Origin of the sequence: Rhizobium redzepovicii, assembly GCF_019793435.1 — a bacterium.
Classification (GTDB): Bacteria; Pseudomonadota; Alphaproteobacteria; order Rhizobiales; family Rhizobiaceae; genus Rhizobium; species Rhizobium redzepovicii.
Genome location: NZ_JAILYH010000012.1, coordinates 184,969 through 199,640 on the forward strand (window position 1 = coordinate 184,969; position 14,672 = coordinate 199,640).

Here is a 14,672-nt window from a genome sequence, read left to right on the forward strand (position 1 = left end):
TCCGTCATACTCGGGCTTGACCCGAGTATCCACGACGCACTCCACGTGCATGCTACCGTCTTACCCTAATCTCCAACCCTGATCACCGCCTTGATCAACCCGCTCTTCTCATGCGCCCAGCGCGCCAGATCTTGCGGCGTATCGGCCAGCGCCGTCCGGTGGGTAATCAGTTTATCCACCGGCACCAGCCCCTTGGCGATCGAATCGACCACATGCTCGAAATCGACGCGGGTGGCGTTGCGGCTGCCGATGACCATCATCTCGCGTTTGTGGAATTCCGGGTCGGAGAAGCGGATATCGTCCTTGACGACGCTGACCAGCACCAATGCGCCGCCATGGGCGACGAAGGAGAAGGCTTTTTCCATCGACGGGCCGTAACCGGTGGCGTCGAAGACGACGTCGAAACCGTCGCCATCGGTTTTTTCCCGCACAGCCTCTAAGGTTTTCTCACCGGCGACGATGCCGGAGGTAAAGCCGAAGCGCTCCGATGCCATCTGCAGTCGTTCGGCACTGGTATCGAGCAGCGTCACCTCGTGACCGGCGATGCGCGAGAAGATCGCCGCGCCGAGGCCGATCGGGCCGGCGCCGATGACGAGGGCGCGCGCGCCGGCGCCGGCCAGCGAGCGGCGCACCGCGTGGGCGCCGATCGCCAAAAATTCCGTTGTCGCCGCCGCCTCCAGGCTGAGGCCCTTGGCGGGATAGAGATTGCCTGCCGGAACAGAAATCTCCTCGCAGAAGGCACCGTCGGTATGGACGCCGAGCACCTTGATGTTGGTGCAGCAATTCGGCTTGCCCTGGCGGCAGGCGACACATTGGCCGCAGGAGAGATAGGGGTTGACGATAACAGGTGTGCCGGCCGCAAGCGTTACGCCGTCGCCGGCTGCGATGACCGTCGCCGAGATCTCGTGCCCCATCACCCGGGGATATTCGAGGAAAGGGTGTTTGCCCTCGAAGATATGATAATCCGTGCCGCAGATGCCGACATGGCTGACCGCCAGGCGCACCCAGCCGGGCGCCGGTGCGGCGGGAGATGGCCGCTCGACGATCTCGAGCACGCCGGGTTCGCGGCAAACAACTGCTTTCATGACAGGTCTCGCATTCCTGGAAATTGAAGAAGCCGGCCTGTGCGACCGGCTTCTCTGAGTTTCTCAATTGCTCTTGCGGCGGCGCAGCTGGTCGAAGAAGACGATCACGATGATCAAGAGACCGGTGATGATGCGCTGCCAGAAGGAGTTGACGTTCAGAAGGTTGGCGCCGTTGTTGATGGTGGCGAGGATGAAGGCGCCGATCAGCGGCCCGTGCACCGAGCCGACCGCGCCGAACAGGCTGGTGCCGCCGATGACAGAGGAGGCGATCGCCTGCAATTCCCAGCCGTCGGCCTGCGTCGCATTGCCGATGGCGATGCGCGAGGCGAGCAGCACGCCGACGAAGGCGGCAAAGCCGGCCGACAGGATATAGGCGAGGTAGATCATGCCCTTGACGTTGACGCCGGAAAGGCGGGCAGCTTCCGCATTCGAACCGACGGCGAAGAGATAACGGCCCCAGCGGCTGAGATGCAGGAACACGAAGGATGGCACCGCCACCAGGATGACCATCCAGAACAGGCTCGGAATGCCGAGGAAATCGGCGCGGGCGAAATTGCTGAAACCCTCATCGGTGATGCTGATCGTCGAACCGTTGGTGATCAGCAGGCCAATGCCGCGCAGCGATGTCAGCGTTGCCAGCGTGATGATGAAGGGCGGCAGGCCCATATGGACAATGCCGAAACCGTGGAAGGCGCCGATCGCCACACCGATGGCGAGCGTCAGCACGATCGCTCCCCAGAGCGGCACCCCCGCCTGCAACAGCCAGGCGATGATGACGGTGCAAAAGCCGACGATCGCGCCGACCGACAGATCAATGCCGGCGGTGATGATGACGAAGGTCTGGCCGAGTGCGAGGATTGCCGTCATCGCGCCTTGGCGCAGCAGGTTGGAAATGTTGAGCGGCGTCCAGAAGCTAGCGGTGACGAAGCCGAGTACGATCCAGAGGAAGATCAGCAACCCGATCAGGGTCAGGCCGAACAGGATGTTCATCTTCCGGCGCGGCGGCGGCGCGACGATTTCGGTGGGGGTGGCAGTCATGAATTTTCTCCCTCTTAGAGAATTTTCGTTTTTCCGAATGACGGAAATTCTCTATCTCTTTGTTCTCACGCAATTTCCGAACGCAAAACCGCAGCGCACTTTTGCTGGAATTGCTTGTGCTCAGACGCCGATCGCTTCGCTGAGCACTTGTTCATGCGTCGCCGCGTGGAAATCATGGCTGGCGACGAGCTTGCCGCCGCGGAAGACGTGCAGCCGGTCGGCCAGTTCGTAGACTTCAGGCAGGTAGGAGGAAATCAGGATGATGCCCGCCCCCTCCTTCAGAAGCTTGGCGAACAGCCTGTAGATTTCCGCCTTGGTGCCGACGTCGACGCCGACGGTCGGCTCGTCGAAGATGAACAGTCTTGCGCCGTGGCTCAGCCACTTGCCGATGACGATCTTCTGCTGGTTGCCGCCCGACATGCTGGAGGCCGGCACGCGCCGGCTCGGCGTCTTGATGCTGAGATCGCGGATCTGCTTGTCGGCATTGGCCGCTTCGCGCGTATGACTGATCACTGGTCCTTGGCTAAGGCGCCCGAAGACCGGCAGGTTGATGTTGAGGCCGATCGGCAGGTTGAGGCAAAGCCCCTGGTCGCGCCGGCTTTCCGGCGCCAGCGCAATGCCGAGTTCCATCGCCGTGCGTTCGTTTCGGATATCGACGCGCTTGCCCATCCATTCGATGTCACCGGCGCTGATCGGCTGGCGTCCGTAGAGGCCGAGCGCGAATTCGCTGCGTCCGGCGCCGATCAGCCCGTAGAGCCCGACAATCTGCCCGGCTTTGACGCTGAGCGACACGTCCTCGAAGCCCGGACCCGAAAGCCCCTTGACCTCGACGATCGTCCCGCCGATCGCAATCTCTTCCTTGTGGTAGATCTGCTCGATCGAGCGGTTGATCATCAAAGCGATCAGCTCAGCATCGTTGGTCTCGCCGATCAGCCGTGTGCCGACATGCGTGCCGTCGCGCAGCACCGAGACACGGTCGGCCAGTTCGAAGACTTCCTCCATGCGGTGGCTGATATAGACGATGGTGACGCCTTCGCCTTGCAGCCGGCGGATCAGCTTGAACAGCTGTGCGGATTCCTGGCGCGTCAGATAGGCTGTCGGTTCGTCGAAGATCAGGAACTGGGTGCCGCGCATCGCCGCCCGCGCGGTTGCCACCAACTGCTGCTGGCCGATGGTCAGTGAGCTCAGAAGCGCGGCCGCCGGCAGGCCGAAGCCGAGATCGTCGAGCACGGCCTGCGCCATTTTCACCATCTGCTTCTTGCGCATCAGGCCGTAGCGGTTGACCTCGTCGCCGAGGAAGAGGTTGGCGGCGACCGTCAGGTGCCGGCAGAGCACGACTTCCTGGTGGACGGCGTTGATGCCGCGGGCGATCGCCTCGTTCGGGGTCGACAGTCCTACCGGATGGCCGCACCACAGGACCTCGCCGGCCGTGCGGGTAATGACGCCGGTGAGCAATTTGATCAGGGTGGATTTGCCGGCGCCGTTTTCGCCGACGATGGCGTGGATCTCTCCGGCCAGAAAGGTCAGCGTCGCCGGCTTCAGCGCCTGGACATGACCGTAATTCTTTTGCAGGCCCTTAAGTTCGAGGATAGGCGATCCGGTCGGGATGCGATTGGCTTCTTTCAGCGTGGCGCTGTCATCATGGCGATGACTGACCTCTTCCAGTCCGATCATGGACCTCTCCTCTTCTTGGTCGTCTCATTTCCACCCTGGCAAACCATAGCATGGATGGAAAAGGCCGCGCCGGTTTTTAGAAAGCCGGCGCGGCCCGTTCTTGTCGGATTACTTGATCTTCGGGTTCAGGAGCGCGTCGATCTTCGGATCGGCCATGTTCGCCTTGGTGACGAGGTTGGCGCCGGTATCGACATTTTCCGGAACCTTTTCGCCCTTGGAGACGGCAAGCGCGGTCTTCACGCCGTCATAGCCCATGCGATAGGGGTCCTGGACGACGAGGCCGGCAATGGCGCCGTCCTTGAGGAAGCCAACCGTCTTGTCGTCGCTGTCGAAGCCGATGACCTTGATCTTGTCGCCGAGCTTGTTTTCGGCGATCGCCTGGCCAACGCCCTGTGCCAGTATGAGGTTCGAGGCGAAGACGCCGACGAGCTTCGGATTGGCCGTGATCAGGTCGGTCATCATGTTGAGGCCGGTGGTTGCCTGGCCGTCACCGTATTTGTCGGCGATGACCTTGAGACCGGGATGCTTGGTCTTGATCTGATCCAGGAAGCCTTCGCGGCGCTGTTCCAGCGAGCCGACGCCGGGAAGATTGGTGAGGATGACGATTTCGCCTTCTTCCTTGCCCGTCATCTCCTTGATCGCGGCGGCAAGACCGTCGGCTGCGATGCGGCCGCCCTGGACGTTGTCCGTCGTCAGGAACGACTTGAATGCCTTGGAATCGGCACCTGAGTCGATGCCGATGATCGGTACCGACTTGGCGGCTTCATCGATCGGCTTGCCGAGCGCCTTGAATTCGGTCGGCGAGATGACGATGGCGGCCGGCTTGCCGGCAACGGCGTTCTCCAGAATGCTGATCTGGCCGTTGATGTCGGATTCGGCCTGGGCGCCGAGCTCCGGCACGTTGACGCCGAGATCCTTGCCGGCCTTGCGGGCGCCGGCCAGAACGATCTGCCAGTAGAAGGACGTCGTGTCCTTGACGATGATCGGGATCGTCACATCGGCGGCAAAGGACGTGACCGGCATCGCCGTGGCGATAACGGCAGCGCCGGCAAGCGCGGTAAAGGCGCGGCGCGACAGAAGGGATTTCATGATGGTCATAAGGGTTCTCCTCTCAAGATGCGTTCTCCTCCGAATAAATCGGCCGCTGAACGCAGGCGGGCGATTTTTATCGATAAAAAACATTTGCAGGCAGAAGCTAGCTGAGGCGCAATCAAATTGCAAGAGCGCCGATCCGGCTTTTTTGCTTTGGTAAACTCCTGCCAAGCAACTGATTTCATTTCAATACAACGATAACCTAAAGTAGGTATCAGCCGAGATCGACCTCATGCGGATGCACGACGCCCTTTTTCAAAATCAGGTTGCCGTAGAGCCGGAATTCCGTCGTCGCGACGATATAGGCAGCCTTGCGGGCCATCGCGTAAAAGGCGAAGCGTTCGACCGGCACGATCGCAAAATCGCCGGCGCGCCTGGCAACGATCTGTTGGAACTCGGCGCACACCTCCGGCATGGCGTGCGGGTCGCCGACCACCTCCATCCGCCAGGCCGCTTCCGGCACGAAAGTGTCGAGCGGCATATGGGCGAGGATCGCTTCAGCCATCGCGGTGGCGCTGACGCCGTCGGCGCGGATGACCGGCGGGCCCATCGAGCCTGAGGGAAAATTAGCGTCCGAAATGACGATATCGTCGCCATGCCCCATCGTCTTCAGCGCATGGAGCAGGTCGGGGCCGAGCAGCGGATGAATACCCTTCAGCATAATGTCTCCTCAGACTCGGACCGCTTCGGCGCCGAGCGGCGGCGCGACCAGCGTATAGGGTTCGAATTCGGCATAGATCTCGTCGGCAAGCCGTGGTTCGACGATTTCCATGTTGCGCGTCAGGCTCGACGGTTTGGCCGTGCCGATCAGCACCGATGCGACGATCGGTTCGAGCAGCGGAAACTGCAGGGCGGGTGCTGCCAGCGGCACGCCGTGGCGCTTGGCGATCGCCTCCATGGCGCCGACCTTGGCAAGCACCTCGTCATCGGCCGGCATATAGTCGAAATGTGAACCGGGCACCGGGCCGGTGGCGAGAATGCCTGAGTTGAAGACGCCGCCGACGACCAGCGACGTGCCCTTCTGCCGGCAGAGCGGCAAAAGTTCGGCGACCGCCGAGCGGTCGAGCAGGGTGTAGCGGCCGGCCATCAGAATGCAGTCGAGATCGGCGTTGCGCATGACGTCGAGGCAGACGGGCACTTCGTTGACGCCGAGGCCGAAGGCGGAGATCGCGCCCGAGGATTTCAGTTCTTCCAGCGCCTTGATGCCGGAATCGAGCAGCTGCTTCTGGTAGACGGCATTCTTCGCCGCGCCATGCGTATAGACGCCGATATCGTGGACGTAGAGAATGTCGATGCGGTTGAGGCCGAGGCGTGCATAGCTGAACTCGACCGAGCGCATGATGCCGTCATAGGAATAGTCGTAATCGGCATCGAAGGACAGCGGATCGACATAGCTGTAATCGGGCACGGTTCCGGTCGGCACCGGCCTGAGCAGCCGGCCGACCTTGGTCGACAGCACGTATGAGCCATCAGGCTGGTCGCGCAGGAAATCGCCGACGCGGCGTTCGGCCAGGCCGAGCCCGTACCAGGGCGCCACGTCGAAATAGCGGATGCCGCTGTCCCAGGCCGCCTGCAGCGTGTCCATCGCCTGCTGGCGCGGGCAGGCGCGGTAGAGGCCGCCGAGCGCTGCGGCGCCGAAGCTGATTTCGGTCACCTCAAGCTTGGTCTTGCCGATCCGTCTCGTTTTCATCATGCCTCCTGGCGAAGAACGTGAAATTCTCTGGCCATTCCCGGAAACCGCGAAGCGGGCTTTCCGGGAATTGCGTAAAACAAAGGACTAGAGCGTAGCCCCCAGATGCCAGGGCACGAATTCATTGTCGCCATAGCCGAAGAGTTCGCTCTTGGTCTTCTTGCCGGAGGCCGTGTCGACGATCAGCTCGAAGATCTCGCGGCCCTTGCCGCTGATCGTCGCGTCACCGGTGGCGATCGTGCCGCAATCGATGTCCATATCCTCTTCCATCGAGGCATAGAGGGCCGAATTGCTGGAAAGCTTCAGCGACGGCGCCGGCCGGCAGCCGAAGCAGCTGCCGCGGCCTGTGGTAAAGGCGATCATGTTCGCCCCGCCGGCCACCTGGCCGGTTGCCGAGACCGGGTCGTAGCCTGGAGTGTCCATGAAGACGAGGCCGGGGGCGGTGACCCGCTCGGCATAACCATAGACCGCCGTCAGCGGCGAGCGGCCGCCCTTGGCGACGGCGCCGAGCGACTTTTCCAGAATGGTGGTGAGGCCGCCGCGTTTGTTGCCGGGTGAGGGGTTGTTGTCCAGCGAGGCGCCGTGCAGGGCGACATAATCCTCCCACCAGGCGATTTTCTCGTCGAGTTTCTTGGCCACCTCGTCGCTGACGGCGCGGCTGCGCAGCAGATGTTCGGCGCCATAGATTTCCGAGGTTTCCGACAGGATTGCCGTGCCGCCGGTGGCTGCCAGCAGATCGGCCGCGACACCCAGCGCCGGATTGGCGGTGATGCCGGAAAAGCCGTCCGAGCCGCCGCATTGCAAGCCGATGATGATCTCGCTGACCGACATCGGCACACGCTTTTCCCTGCCGACATCGGCCGCAATTTCGCGCAGCATGCCCATGGCCCGCTCGACCGCGCGGCGCGATCCGCCGGCATCCTGAATGTTGAAATGCCGCTTGGAGGCACCCGCACCGCTCTGGCCGTATAGCGTCAACTGGTTGACCTCGCAACCGAGGCCGATCATCAGCACGCCGCCGAAATTCACATGTCTTGTATAGCCGGCCAGCGTCCGGTGCAGCACGTTCATGCCGTCGCCGGTCGAGCTCATGCCGCAGCCCTGGTCATGCACGATCGGCACGAAGCCGTCGATGCCGTCATAATGCGGCAGGATTGTCCGGTTCGCCTCGTCGGCGATCGCCCGGCAGACCGTGGTGGAACAGTTCACGCTGGCGATGATGCCGATATAGTTGCGCGTTGCAGCCCGCCCGTCGGCGCGGCGATAGCCCATGAAGGTGCGCGCCTTGTCTTCGCTCGACGCTGTCTCCGGCGCCGAATTGGCGGTCGCAGCCAGCCGGTCGTTTTCGAAATGCAGATTGTGGCTGTGCACATGGTCGCCGGCCTTGACCTCCGCCGTCGTGCGGCCGATCGCCTGTCCGTATTTCACCACGGCGGTGCCGAGCGGAATATCGGCGATCGCCACCTTGTGGCCGGGGTCGATTTTTTCACGGGTTTCAATGCCGGCAACCGTCGAACCCGGCGCGATGGCCGCCGTTGCGACCGCGACATTGTCACCGGCCGACAGGATGATCCAAGGCAGTTTGTCCAAGTCTCTTCTCCCCAGAGCATGACACCGAAAAATCTAAGCGGTTTCGGACGACATCATGCTCCAACTCTTGAATTCAGGAAACACTCGCTGCACCGGCGAATGCGCATTGATTTTGTTTTTTATCTACAATAAACATTTTCAAGTCAACGGGAATATTGATCCTGTGGACGAGGGAGGCAATGAGCCGCAGGCGACTGGAAATAAGCTAAAGGTCGTTTGAACAAGCCCCGGTCTGTTTGCCCTGCTATGCAGAGGCGATTGCGCACGAGGGCGGAAAGCGGGGGTCTGGTGGCAAGGCAGAATACGGTCTTCAAGGAAGCCTACAACAGGTATGCCGTGGCTCTGCGCACGGATACCGCACTGCCCTCTGAGCCGGAGATCGCCGCCCAGCTCGGCGTCAGCCGCTCCACCGCGCGCGCCATCCTGACCCGCCTCAGCGAGGAAGGCATCATCCGCTGGAACAAGCGCCAGAAGATCGTACTGCGCCAGCCCACAGACCGCGACCTCTTTCCCTCCGAAGAAACCGACTCCCTGCATGACATCATCGAGCGCAGCTTCATGCAGCGCATCCTTGCCGATGATGCCGCCCCCGGCATGCAGATCAACGAGCTGGAACTTGCCCGCGAGATCGGCACCGGCACGACAAGCGTGCGCGAGTTCCTGATCCGCTTTTCCCGCTTCGGCCTCATCGAGAAACGGCCGAACAGCCACTGGACGCTGAAAGGCTTCACCCGCGAATTCGCCCTCGAATTGGCCGATGTGCGCGAGATGTTCGAGCTGCATTCCGCTGCCGAATTCGGCCGGCTTGCCAGGGACAGCCAGGCCTGGACCGATCTCGCCGCCATCCGTGACGAACATCACGCCATGCTTGCCGACATCAACCAGCGCTTCAAGGATTTCTCCGTCCTCGACGAACGCTTCCACCTGCTGATCCACCGCGCCTCGAAGAACCGCTTCATCGCCGATTTCTACGACGCCATCGCCATTGTCTTCCACTATCACTACCAGTGGAACAAGACCGCCGCCCGCGAACGCAACGAGCGCGCCATCCACGAACATCTGGATTACATCGCAGCGCTCGAATCCGGCGACCAGGCCGCAATCGAGAAAGCCTGCCGCATCCACCTGCGCTCCGCCCGCCAGACCCTGTTGCAATCCCTGCCGCAGATGGCGACCGACAGTGGCTGAGCGTAAGCGAAAATCGACAAAGGGCGTGCCGTGCAGCCCCCTCATCCGACCCTCGGGTCACCTTCTCCCCGCTGGGGAGAAGAGGGGAGAATGCCGCTTCGCCAACGATTCCATTGAATGGGGTGTCTTTGGACAGGCGCGTTCGTTTGGGCAGTGTCGGCGCATCTTGCTCCCTCTTCTCCCCAACGGGGAGAAGGTGGCCCGCAGGGGCGGATGAGGGGCCATACGGCACAACGCCAAACTTCGGCACGATGAAACCTTCTGATCCATAAGCCGTTATCGTGCTTATGAGCGGCGCAAAACTTAAACCGAAATCGGTCGACGACACCGAACCGCAGGGTTCCGAGACGACGGCCGAGGATAAGCCATCGACTGCCGAGGCCGTGCCGCCGCCAGATCTTCCACCTCCAGATGTCGTCGAACCCGGTCCGGAACTCACGCCCGAGGAGGCGGAGCAGGCGCGCAAGAAGTATCTGCTCAAGCGTTTCTGGATCAGCGCGCGCCATTACTGGGGCCGCGGCGGCGACAAGTTCGCCTGGCCGTGCACACTCGGGCTGCTGGCGCTGATCGGCATCAATGTCGGCTTCCAATATGGAATCAATCTGTGGAATCGGGGGATTTTCGATGCCATCGAGCGACATGATGCCGGCACCGTCTATTTTCTGAGCGCCGTCTTCGTGCCGCTGGTGCTCGGCACCGTCGCGGTCGTCACCACCCAGGTCGCGCTTCGCATGATGATCCAGCGCCGCTGGCGGTCCTGGCTGACGACCGCCGTCATCGGACGCTGGCTGGCAAACGGCCGCTATTATCAGCTGAACCTGATCGGCGGCGACCACAAGAACCCCGAAGCGCGTATTTCGGAGGATTTGCGGATTGCCACCGAAGCCCCTGTCGATTTCATCGCCGGGGTCATTTCCGCATTCCTGGCGGCCTCCACCTTCATTGTCGTGCTTTGGACGATCGGCGGGGCGTTGACGCTGCCGATCGCAGGCTTCACCGTCACCATTCCCGGCTTTCTCGTCGTCACCGCAGTCCTCTATGCCGCAATCACCTCCAGTTCGATGGCATTCATCGGCCGCCGTTTCGTCCAGGTCTCCGAGGCCAAAAATCAAACCGAAGCCGAATTTCGATATACGCTGACGCATGTGCGCGAAAACGGCGAGAGCATAGCCTTGCTCGGCGGCGAAGAGGAGGAGCGCAACGACCTCCACAAGACCTTCGCCAATGTGCTCGGGCAATGGGCGCTGCTTGCCCGCCAGCACATGCGCACGACGCTGGTGTCGCATGGATCCATGCTGATTGCCCCGGTCGTGCCGGTGTTGCTGTGCGCTCCAAAATTTCTCGAAGGCAGCATGACGCTCGGACAGGTCATGCAGGCAGCCTCAGCCTTCGCCATCGTCCAGGGCGCGTTCGGATGGCTGGTCGACAACTATCCCCGCCTTGCCGATTGGAACGCCTGCGCCCGCCGCATCGCGTCGCTGATGATGTCGCTCGACGGGCTGGAGCGGGCCGAACAGAGCGACGCGCTCGGCCGCATCAAGCGCGGCGAAACGGAAGGCGAGGCGATGCTCAGCCTGAACGATCTCTCCGTCTCGCTCGACGACGGCACCGCCGTGGTCACGGAAACCCGGGTGGCGATCGAACCCGGCGAGCGGGTGCTCGTCTCCGGAGAATCCGGTTCTGGCAAGAGCACACTGGTGCGGGCCATCGCCGGTCTTTGGCCCTGGGGTGACGGCAGCGTCAATTTCCACGCCGACCGCCGCTTGTTCATGCTGCCGCAACGACCCTACATTCCTTCCGGGACGCTGCGCCGCGCAGTCGCCTATCCCGGCGCTGCCGATAGCTGGACGTCCGATGAGATCAAGGCGGCCCTCGACAAGGTGGGACTGGCTTACCTGAACGACAAGATCGAGGAAGACGCGCCATGGGACCAGACCCTGTCGGGCGGCGAAAAGCAGCGGCTCGCCTTTGCGCGCCTGCTGCTGCATACGCCCGATATCATCGTGCTCGATGAAGCGACCTCGGCACTCGACGAAAAGAGCCAGGATAAGATGATGCAGATGGTGATCCATGAATTGCCGGAGGTGACCATCATCAGCGTCGCGCATCGCGCCGAGCTCGAAGTCTTCCATAGCCGCAAGATCACCCTGGAACGGCGCGAGGGCGGCGCAAAGCTCGTCAGCGATATCGACCTCATCAAGCGCAAGAGAAAACGGAACTTGCTGTCACGCGTTCTGGAGAACCGTCGCTCCCCGCGAAAGGCCGGCACGGCCTCGAACAAGAGGCGCAGCCCCTGAAGAGAACCTGGCTTTCGCTTGGTCGCGGTGCCCGGTGGGCCTTCGTTTTCTATTGCTCATTCTGGGGGAGGTTGTCGGTGATATCGTAGTAGTCGCCCTTATCAGCGACAAAGATATGCATTTTTAGTTTGGTTTCGGTCGGGCTATCAAATGCACCCATCGCGACAGCAATCCAGTCTCGATGCGGTGGATCCCAAAACAAAGATGATCCGCATATCGTGCAAAATCCACGCCTCACCTTTTCCGAGGATTGATACCAGGTGATATGTTTGTCTCCTTGGATCGTGATCTGACGTCGAGGTACGTCGGTTGAAGCGAAAAAGTGCCCGGATTGTTTTCGGCATTTGGAGCAGTGGCAGGCGTCTGGCGCTTGCAAACCGCCCTCGATCTCAAAAGTTACGGCGCCACACAAACAGGATCCTTTGTGCATAAGCGTTCCTCTCATAAGTCCCATATTGCCTATAATTCTGTGCCCAGGATATGGCGGTTACCGCTCGCCCGCCGAAGCCTCCGCGCCGGCAATCCGATCCAGATTGTCGATCAGCCGCTTGAGCAGATCGACGAGCTGTGCCGCTTCCGCCTCCGTAAACCCTGCCAATGCCTCGCTGTTTCCCTGGAACAAGGCCGCAACAGCTTCCGGCATGCCTTCCCGCGCCGCCTTCGTCAGCACGATGTGGCTGCTGCGCCCGTCAGCCGGGTCGCGCGTCCGTTCGATCAAGCCGTCCCGCTCCATGCGGGCGAGCATTTGTGCCATCGGCGGTTGCTCGACCCTGGCAAAGCGGGCGAGGTCTCGCTGCGTGCTTGCCGTGCCATCTCCAAGCGCCACTAGCACCGGCAACTGGCCGACACCGAAGCCGAGCGGTTTGAGGCGCATCTCGCTCAGCCGAGCAAAGCCCCGCGCCGCAAGACTGATGAGATGCCCCGGTGTTGACAGCACGTCTTCGCCCATCTGCTTCCCCGTTCTCATGCGCTTGACCACAAGATATATATGTACGTATATATCTCCATGAGCGGTCTTCGACAATGCCGTTTCGACACCGAATGTTTCAATCACCATCGGGGAAGCGATATGCCGCAGAATGACATCGAAATGATCAAGCGCATCTATGCCAGCTTCAATGCGAGAGACATCGACGCGGTCCTTGCCGTCCTTTCTGATGATGTCACCTGGGCCAACGGCATGGAGGGCGGCCATATCCATGGCCGTGAGGCCGTGCGCGATTATTGGACTCGTCAGTGGGCTGTCATCAGTCCGCATGTCGAGCCGGTCGCATTCGAAAAAACCGAAGACGGCGCCCTTGCCGTCGAGGTGATCCAGTCGGTCTTCGACTTGGACAGCCGGCCGCTGCAGGGGCAAACCCACGGCCTGCGGGACAAGATCGTCACGCATGTCTTCCGCATCGAAGCAGATAAGATTATTCGCTTCGATATCCGGGATGGCGTGTCAGGCCCGGCTTGAGCGTCGAGAGCCGAATCGTTTAATGCGAGGTCGCCTCGCTTGCGACAGCCGCGCCCCCGCTTTTCCGGCCATGCGCGACCGGGATCAGCCAGGTGGTGACGAAGGTCAGCACCGCGACGACCACAACGCCCCAGAAGCTCCAATGCAGCGCCGCATTGAAGACGGCGCGGATCGCCGGGTCGGCGGCGAGCGCCGACAGCCCGGTCGGCTGGTTCAGCGCGGCATGCAGGCCGGCCGCCGCCTCGCCGCCCGCATAATGATTGATGCCGGCATTGAGGATGGCGCCCAGCACGGTGGCGCCGAGCGTATTGCCGAGGCTGCGGGAAAAGATGATCGACGAAGTGGCGCTGCCGCGCATCGACCATTCGACGCTGTCCTGCACCAGCACGATGCTGGTGAGGCTGATGAGACCCATGCCGAAGCCCATGAAGAAGGAGCCGGCGCCGGCAACGATCGGCGAACTGTCGGGGGTCAGGAACAACAGGAAACAGGCGCCGAAGGGAAACATCAGGCTGCCGACGCGCAAGGTGCGCTGGATGCCGAAGGCCCTGTAGAAACGGCCGGAGAGCATCACCGCCAAAGGCCAGCCGACGACGAGCATGGTGAGCGTGAAGCCGGCGACAAGAGGCGAGCGGCCGAGCACGCCTTGCACATAGAGCGGCAGGATTGTCGAAAGCCCGATCAGCGCCATGCCGGCCAGCAGCGTCGCCGCATTGCTGGTCGCGATCAGCCTTCGGCTCCACAGCGGGATCGAGATGATCGGCTCCGGCGCCCGCCTCTCCTGGGCCAGGAAAAGGATGCCCGAGACCACGAAGACGGCGAAAAGCGACAGCAGGATCCAGGCGCTGGCATCGGTTTCCGTCAGCATGACGAGAAGTGCCACGATCGAGATCGAAAACAGCACCGAGCCGAGGTAATCGATCTTTGCCTGCTTGTGCGCCACGTCCTCCTTCAGGAAGAGCATGAAGGCGATGATTGAGATGACGCCGATCGGCAGGTTGATCCAGAAGATCCAGGCCCAGGAGATATTGTCGACGATGATGCCGCCGGCCAGCGGCCCGACGACAGCCGAGGTCGCCCAGACGGTCGCCATGAAGCCCTGGACGCGGCCGCGCTCCTCGAGCTTGAAGAGATCGCCGATGATCGTCGTCGTCACCGGCTGGATGGCCCCGGCGCCCAGCCCCTGCAGCAGCCGGAACAGCACCAGCGACATCATCGACCAGGCAAGCCCGCAGAGCAAAGAGCCGACCAGGAAGATCAGTATGCCGCCGATCAGCACCGGCTTGCGCCCAAAGATGTCGGAAAGCTTGCCGTAGATAACCGTCGTCGTCGACTGTGCCAGCAGGAAGGCTGAAAACACCCAGCTGTAATAGGAAAAGCCGCCGAGCTCCCCGACGATGCGCGGCATCGCGGTCGCCACGATCGTCGCCTCGATCGCCACCATGAAAGTGGCGAGCATGATGGTGGCGACGACAAGCACGCGGTTCGAGCGATGCGCTGCATTCGACATGACGATCCTCTTCGGGTGCTCCGCAGATGCCGGAAAACGGCAGGCTGGG

General features: G+C 61.8%; 13 protein-coding genes. 3 read left to right on the top strand and 10 right to left on the bottom strand.

Translation table 11 applies throughout. The features are described 5' to 3' along the window. Positions 1 to 65: 65 nt before the first annotated feature. The 7 genes from K6N12_RS20450 to K6N12_RS20480 all read right to left on the bottom strand — a co-directional run bounded on the left by K6N12_RS20450 (position 66) and on the right by K6N12_RS20480 (position 8,169). Positions 66 to 1,085, bottom strand: coding sequence for a zinc-binding alcohol dehydrogenase family protein (locus K6N12_RS20450; RefSeq protein WP_097624750.1), 1,020 nt, complete (start codon positions 1,083 to 1,085; stop codon positions 66 to 68). A 63-nt stretch (positions 1,086 to 1,148) separates the two neighbouring features. After that, entirely contained in the window at positions 1,149 to 2,123 is a 975-nt protein-coding gene (locus K6N12_RS20455) for an ABC transporter permease (RefSeq protein WP_097624751.1), read from the bottom strand. Between the two features lie 120 nt (positions 2,124 to 2,243). Further along, the gene (locus K6N12_RS20460) at positions 2,244 to 3,797 is read right to left on the bottom strand and encodes a sugar ABC transporter ATP-binding protein (protein ID WP_097624752.1); all 1,554 of its coding nucleotides are present in this window, start codon (positions 3,795 to 3,797) and stop codon (positions 2,244 to 2,246) included. A gap of 108 nt (positions 3,798 to 3,905) precedes the next feature. Continuing rightward, positions 3,906 to 4,895 (bottom strand): ABC transporter substrate-binding protein, encoded by a 990-nt coding sequence (locus tag K6N12_RS20465; RefSeq protein WP_097624753.1) that lies wholly within the window; start codon positions 4,893 to 4,895, stop codon positions 3,906 to 3,908. A 208-nt stretch (positions 4,896 to 5,103) separates the two neighbouring features. Beyond that, the gene (locus K6N12_RS20470; protein WP_097624754.1) at positions 5,104 to 5,550 is read right to left on the bottom strand and encodes an RbsD/FucU family protein; all 447 of its coding nucleotides are present in this window, start codon (positions 5,548 to 5,550) and stop codon (positions 5,104 to 5,106) included. Positions 5,551 to 5,559: 9 nt separating this feature from the next. Then, complete coding sequence (locus K6N12_RS20475) at positions 5,560 to 6,579, bottom strand: aldo/keto reductase (protein WP_097624755.1); 1,020 nt, start codon at positions 6,577 to 6,579, stop codon at positions 5,560 to 5,562. Positions 6,580 to 6,666: 87 nt separating this feature from the next. Continuing rightward, positions 6,667 to 8,169 (bottom strand): UxaA family hydrolase, encoded by a 1,503-nt coding sequence (locus K6N12_RS20480; RefSeq protein ID WP_097624756.1) that lies wholly within the window; start codon positions 8,167 to 8,169, stop codon positions 6,667 to 6,669. A 288-nt stretch (positions 8,170 to 8,457) separates the two neighbouring features. Between K6N12_RS20480 and K6N12_RS20485 the strand changes: the two genes are divergently transcribed. Then, the gene (locus K6N12_RS20485; RefSeq protein ID WP_097624757.1) at positions 8,458 to 9,357 is read left to right on the top strand and encodes a GntR family transcriptional regulator; all 900 of its coding nucleotides are present in this window, start codon (positions 8,458 to 8,460) and stop codon (positions 9,355 to 9,357) included. A 287-nt stretch (positions 9,358 to 9,644) separates the two neighbouring features. Then, positions 9,645 to 11,654 (top strand): ABC transporter ATP-binding protein/permease, encoded by a 2,010-nt coding sequence (locus K6N12_RS20490; protein ID WP_097624758.1) that lies wholly within the window; start codon positions 9,645 to 9,647, stop codon positions 11,652 to 11,654. Positions 11,655 to 11,703: 49 nt separating this feature from the next. On the opposite strand, the gene K6N12_RS20495 is transcribed toward K6N12_RS20490, so the two are convergent. Further along, complete coding sequence (locus K6N12_RS20495; RefSeq protein ID WP_097624759.1) at positions 11,704 to 12,084, bottom strand: GFA family protein; 381 nt, start codon at positions 12,082 to 12,084, stop codon at positions 11,704 to 11,706. 57 nt (positions 12,085 to 12,141) lie between these two features. Next, the gene (locus K6N12_RS20500) at positions 12,142 to 12,603 is read right to left on the bottom strand and encodes a MarR family winged helix-turn-helix transcriptional regulator (RefSeq protein ID WP_097624760.1); all 462 of its coding nucleotides are present in this window, start codon (positions 12,601 to 12,603) and stop codon (positions 12,142 to 12,144) included. Between the two features lie 120 nt (positions 12,604 to 12,723). Between K6N12_RS20500 and K6N12_RS20505 the strand changes: the two genes are divergently transcribed. Further along, positions 12,724 to 13,113 (top strand): nuclear transport factor 2 family protein, encoded by a 390-nt coding sequence (locus K6N12_RS20505; protein WP_097624761.1) that lies wholly within the window; start codon positions 12,724 to 12,726, stop codon positions 13,111 to 13,113. 19 nt (positions 13,114 to 13,132) lie between these two features. Here K6N12_RS20505 and K6N12_RS20510 read toward each other — a convergent pair whose 3' ends face one another. Further along, the gene (locus tag K6N12_RS20510) at positions 13,133 to 14,623 is read right to left on the bottom strand and encodes an MDR family MFS transporter (protein ID WP_097624762.1); all 1,491 of its coding nucleotides are present in this window, start codon (positions 14,621 to 14,623) and stop codon (positions 13,133 to 13,135) included. Between the last annotated feature and the right edge of the window lie 49 nt (positions 14,624 to 14,672).

Bases quoted from the DNA above. Each gene is read 5' to 3' on its own strand.
- K6N12_RS20490 (WP_097624758.1), top strand. From the start codon at position 9,645: ATGAGCGGCGCAAAACTTAAACCGAAATCGGTCGACGACACCGAACCG.
- K6N12_RS20455 (WP_097624751.1), bottom strand. From the start codon at position 2,123: ATGACTGCCACCCCCACCGAAATCGTCGCGCCGCCGCCGCGCCGGAAG.
- K6N12_RS20475 (WP_097624755.1), bottom strand. From the start codon at position 6,579: ATGAAAACGAGACGGATCGGCAAGACCAAGCTTGAGGTGACCGAAATC.
- K6N12_RS20450 (WP_097624750.1), bottom strand. From the start codon at position 1,085: ATGAAAGCAGTTGTTTGCCGCGAACCCGGCGTGCTCGAGATCGTCGAG.
- K6N12_RS20470 (WP_097624754.1), bottom strand. From the start codon at position 5,550: ATGCTGAAGGGTATTCATCCGCTGCTCGGCCCCGACCTGCTCCATGCG.
- K6N12_RS20465 (WP_097624753.1), bottom strand. From the start codon at position 4,895: ATGACCATCATGAAATCCCTTCTGTCGCGCCGCGCCTTTACCGCGCTT.
- K6N12_RS20495 (WP_097624759.1), bottom strand. From the start codon at position 12,084: ATGCACAAAGGATCCTGTTTGTGTGGCGCCGTAACTTTTGAGATCGAG.
- K6N12_RS20500 (WP_097624760.1), bottom strand. From the start codon at position 12,603: ATGGGCGAAGACGTGCTGTCAACACCGGGGCATCTCATCAGTCTTGCG.
- K6N12_RS20510 (WP_097624762.1), bottom strand. From the start codon at position 14,623: ATGTCGAATGCAGCGCATCGCTCGAACCGCGTGCTTGTCGTCGCCACC.
- K6N12_RS20505 (WP_097624761.1), top strand. From the start codon at position 12,724: ATGCCGCAGAATGACATCGAAATGATCAAGCGCATCTATGCCAGCTTC.
- K6N12_RS20460 (WP_097624752.1), bottom strand. From the start codon at position 3,797: ATGATCGGACTGGAAGAGGTCAGTCATCGCCATGATGACAGCGCCACG.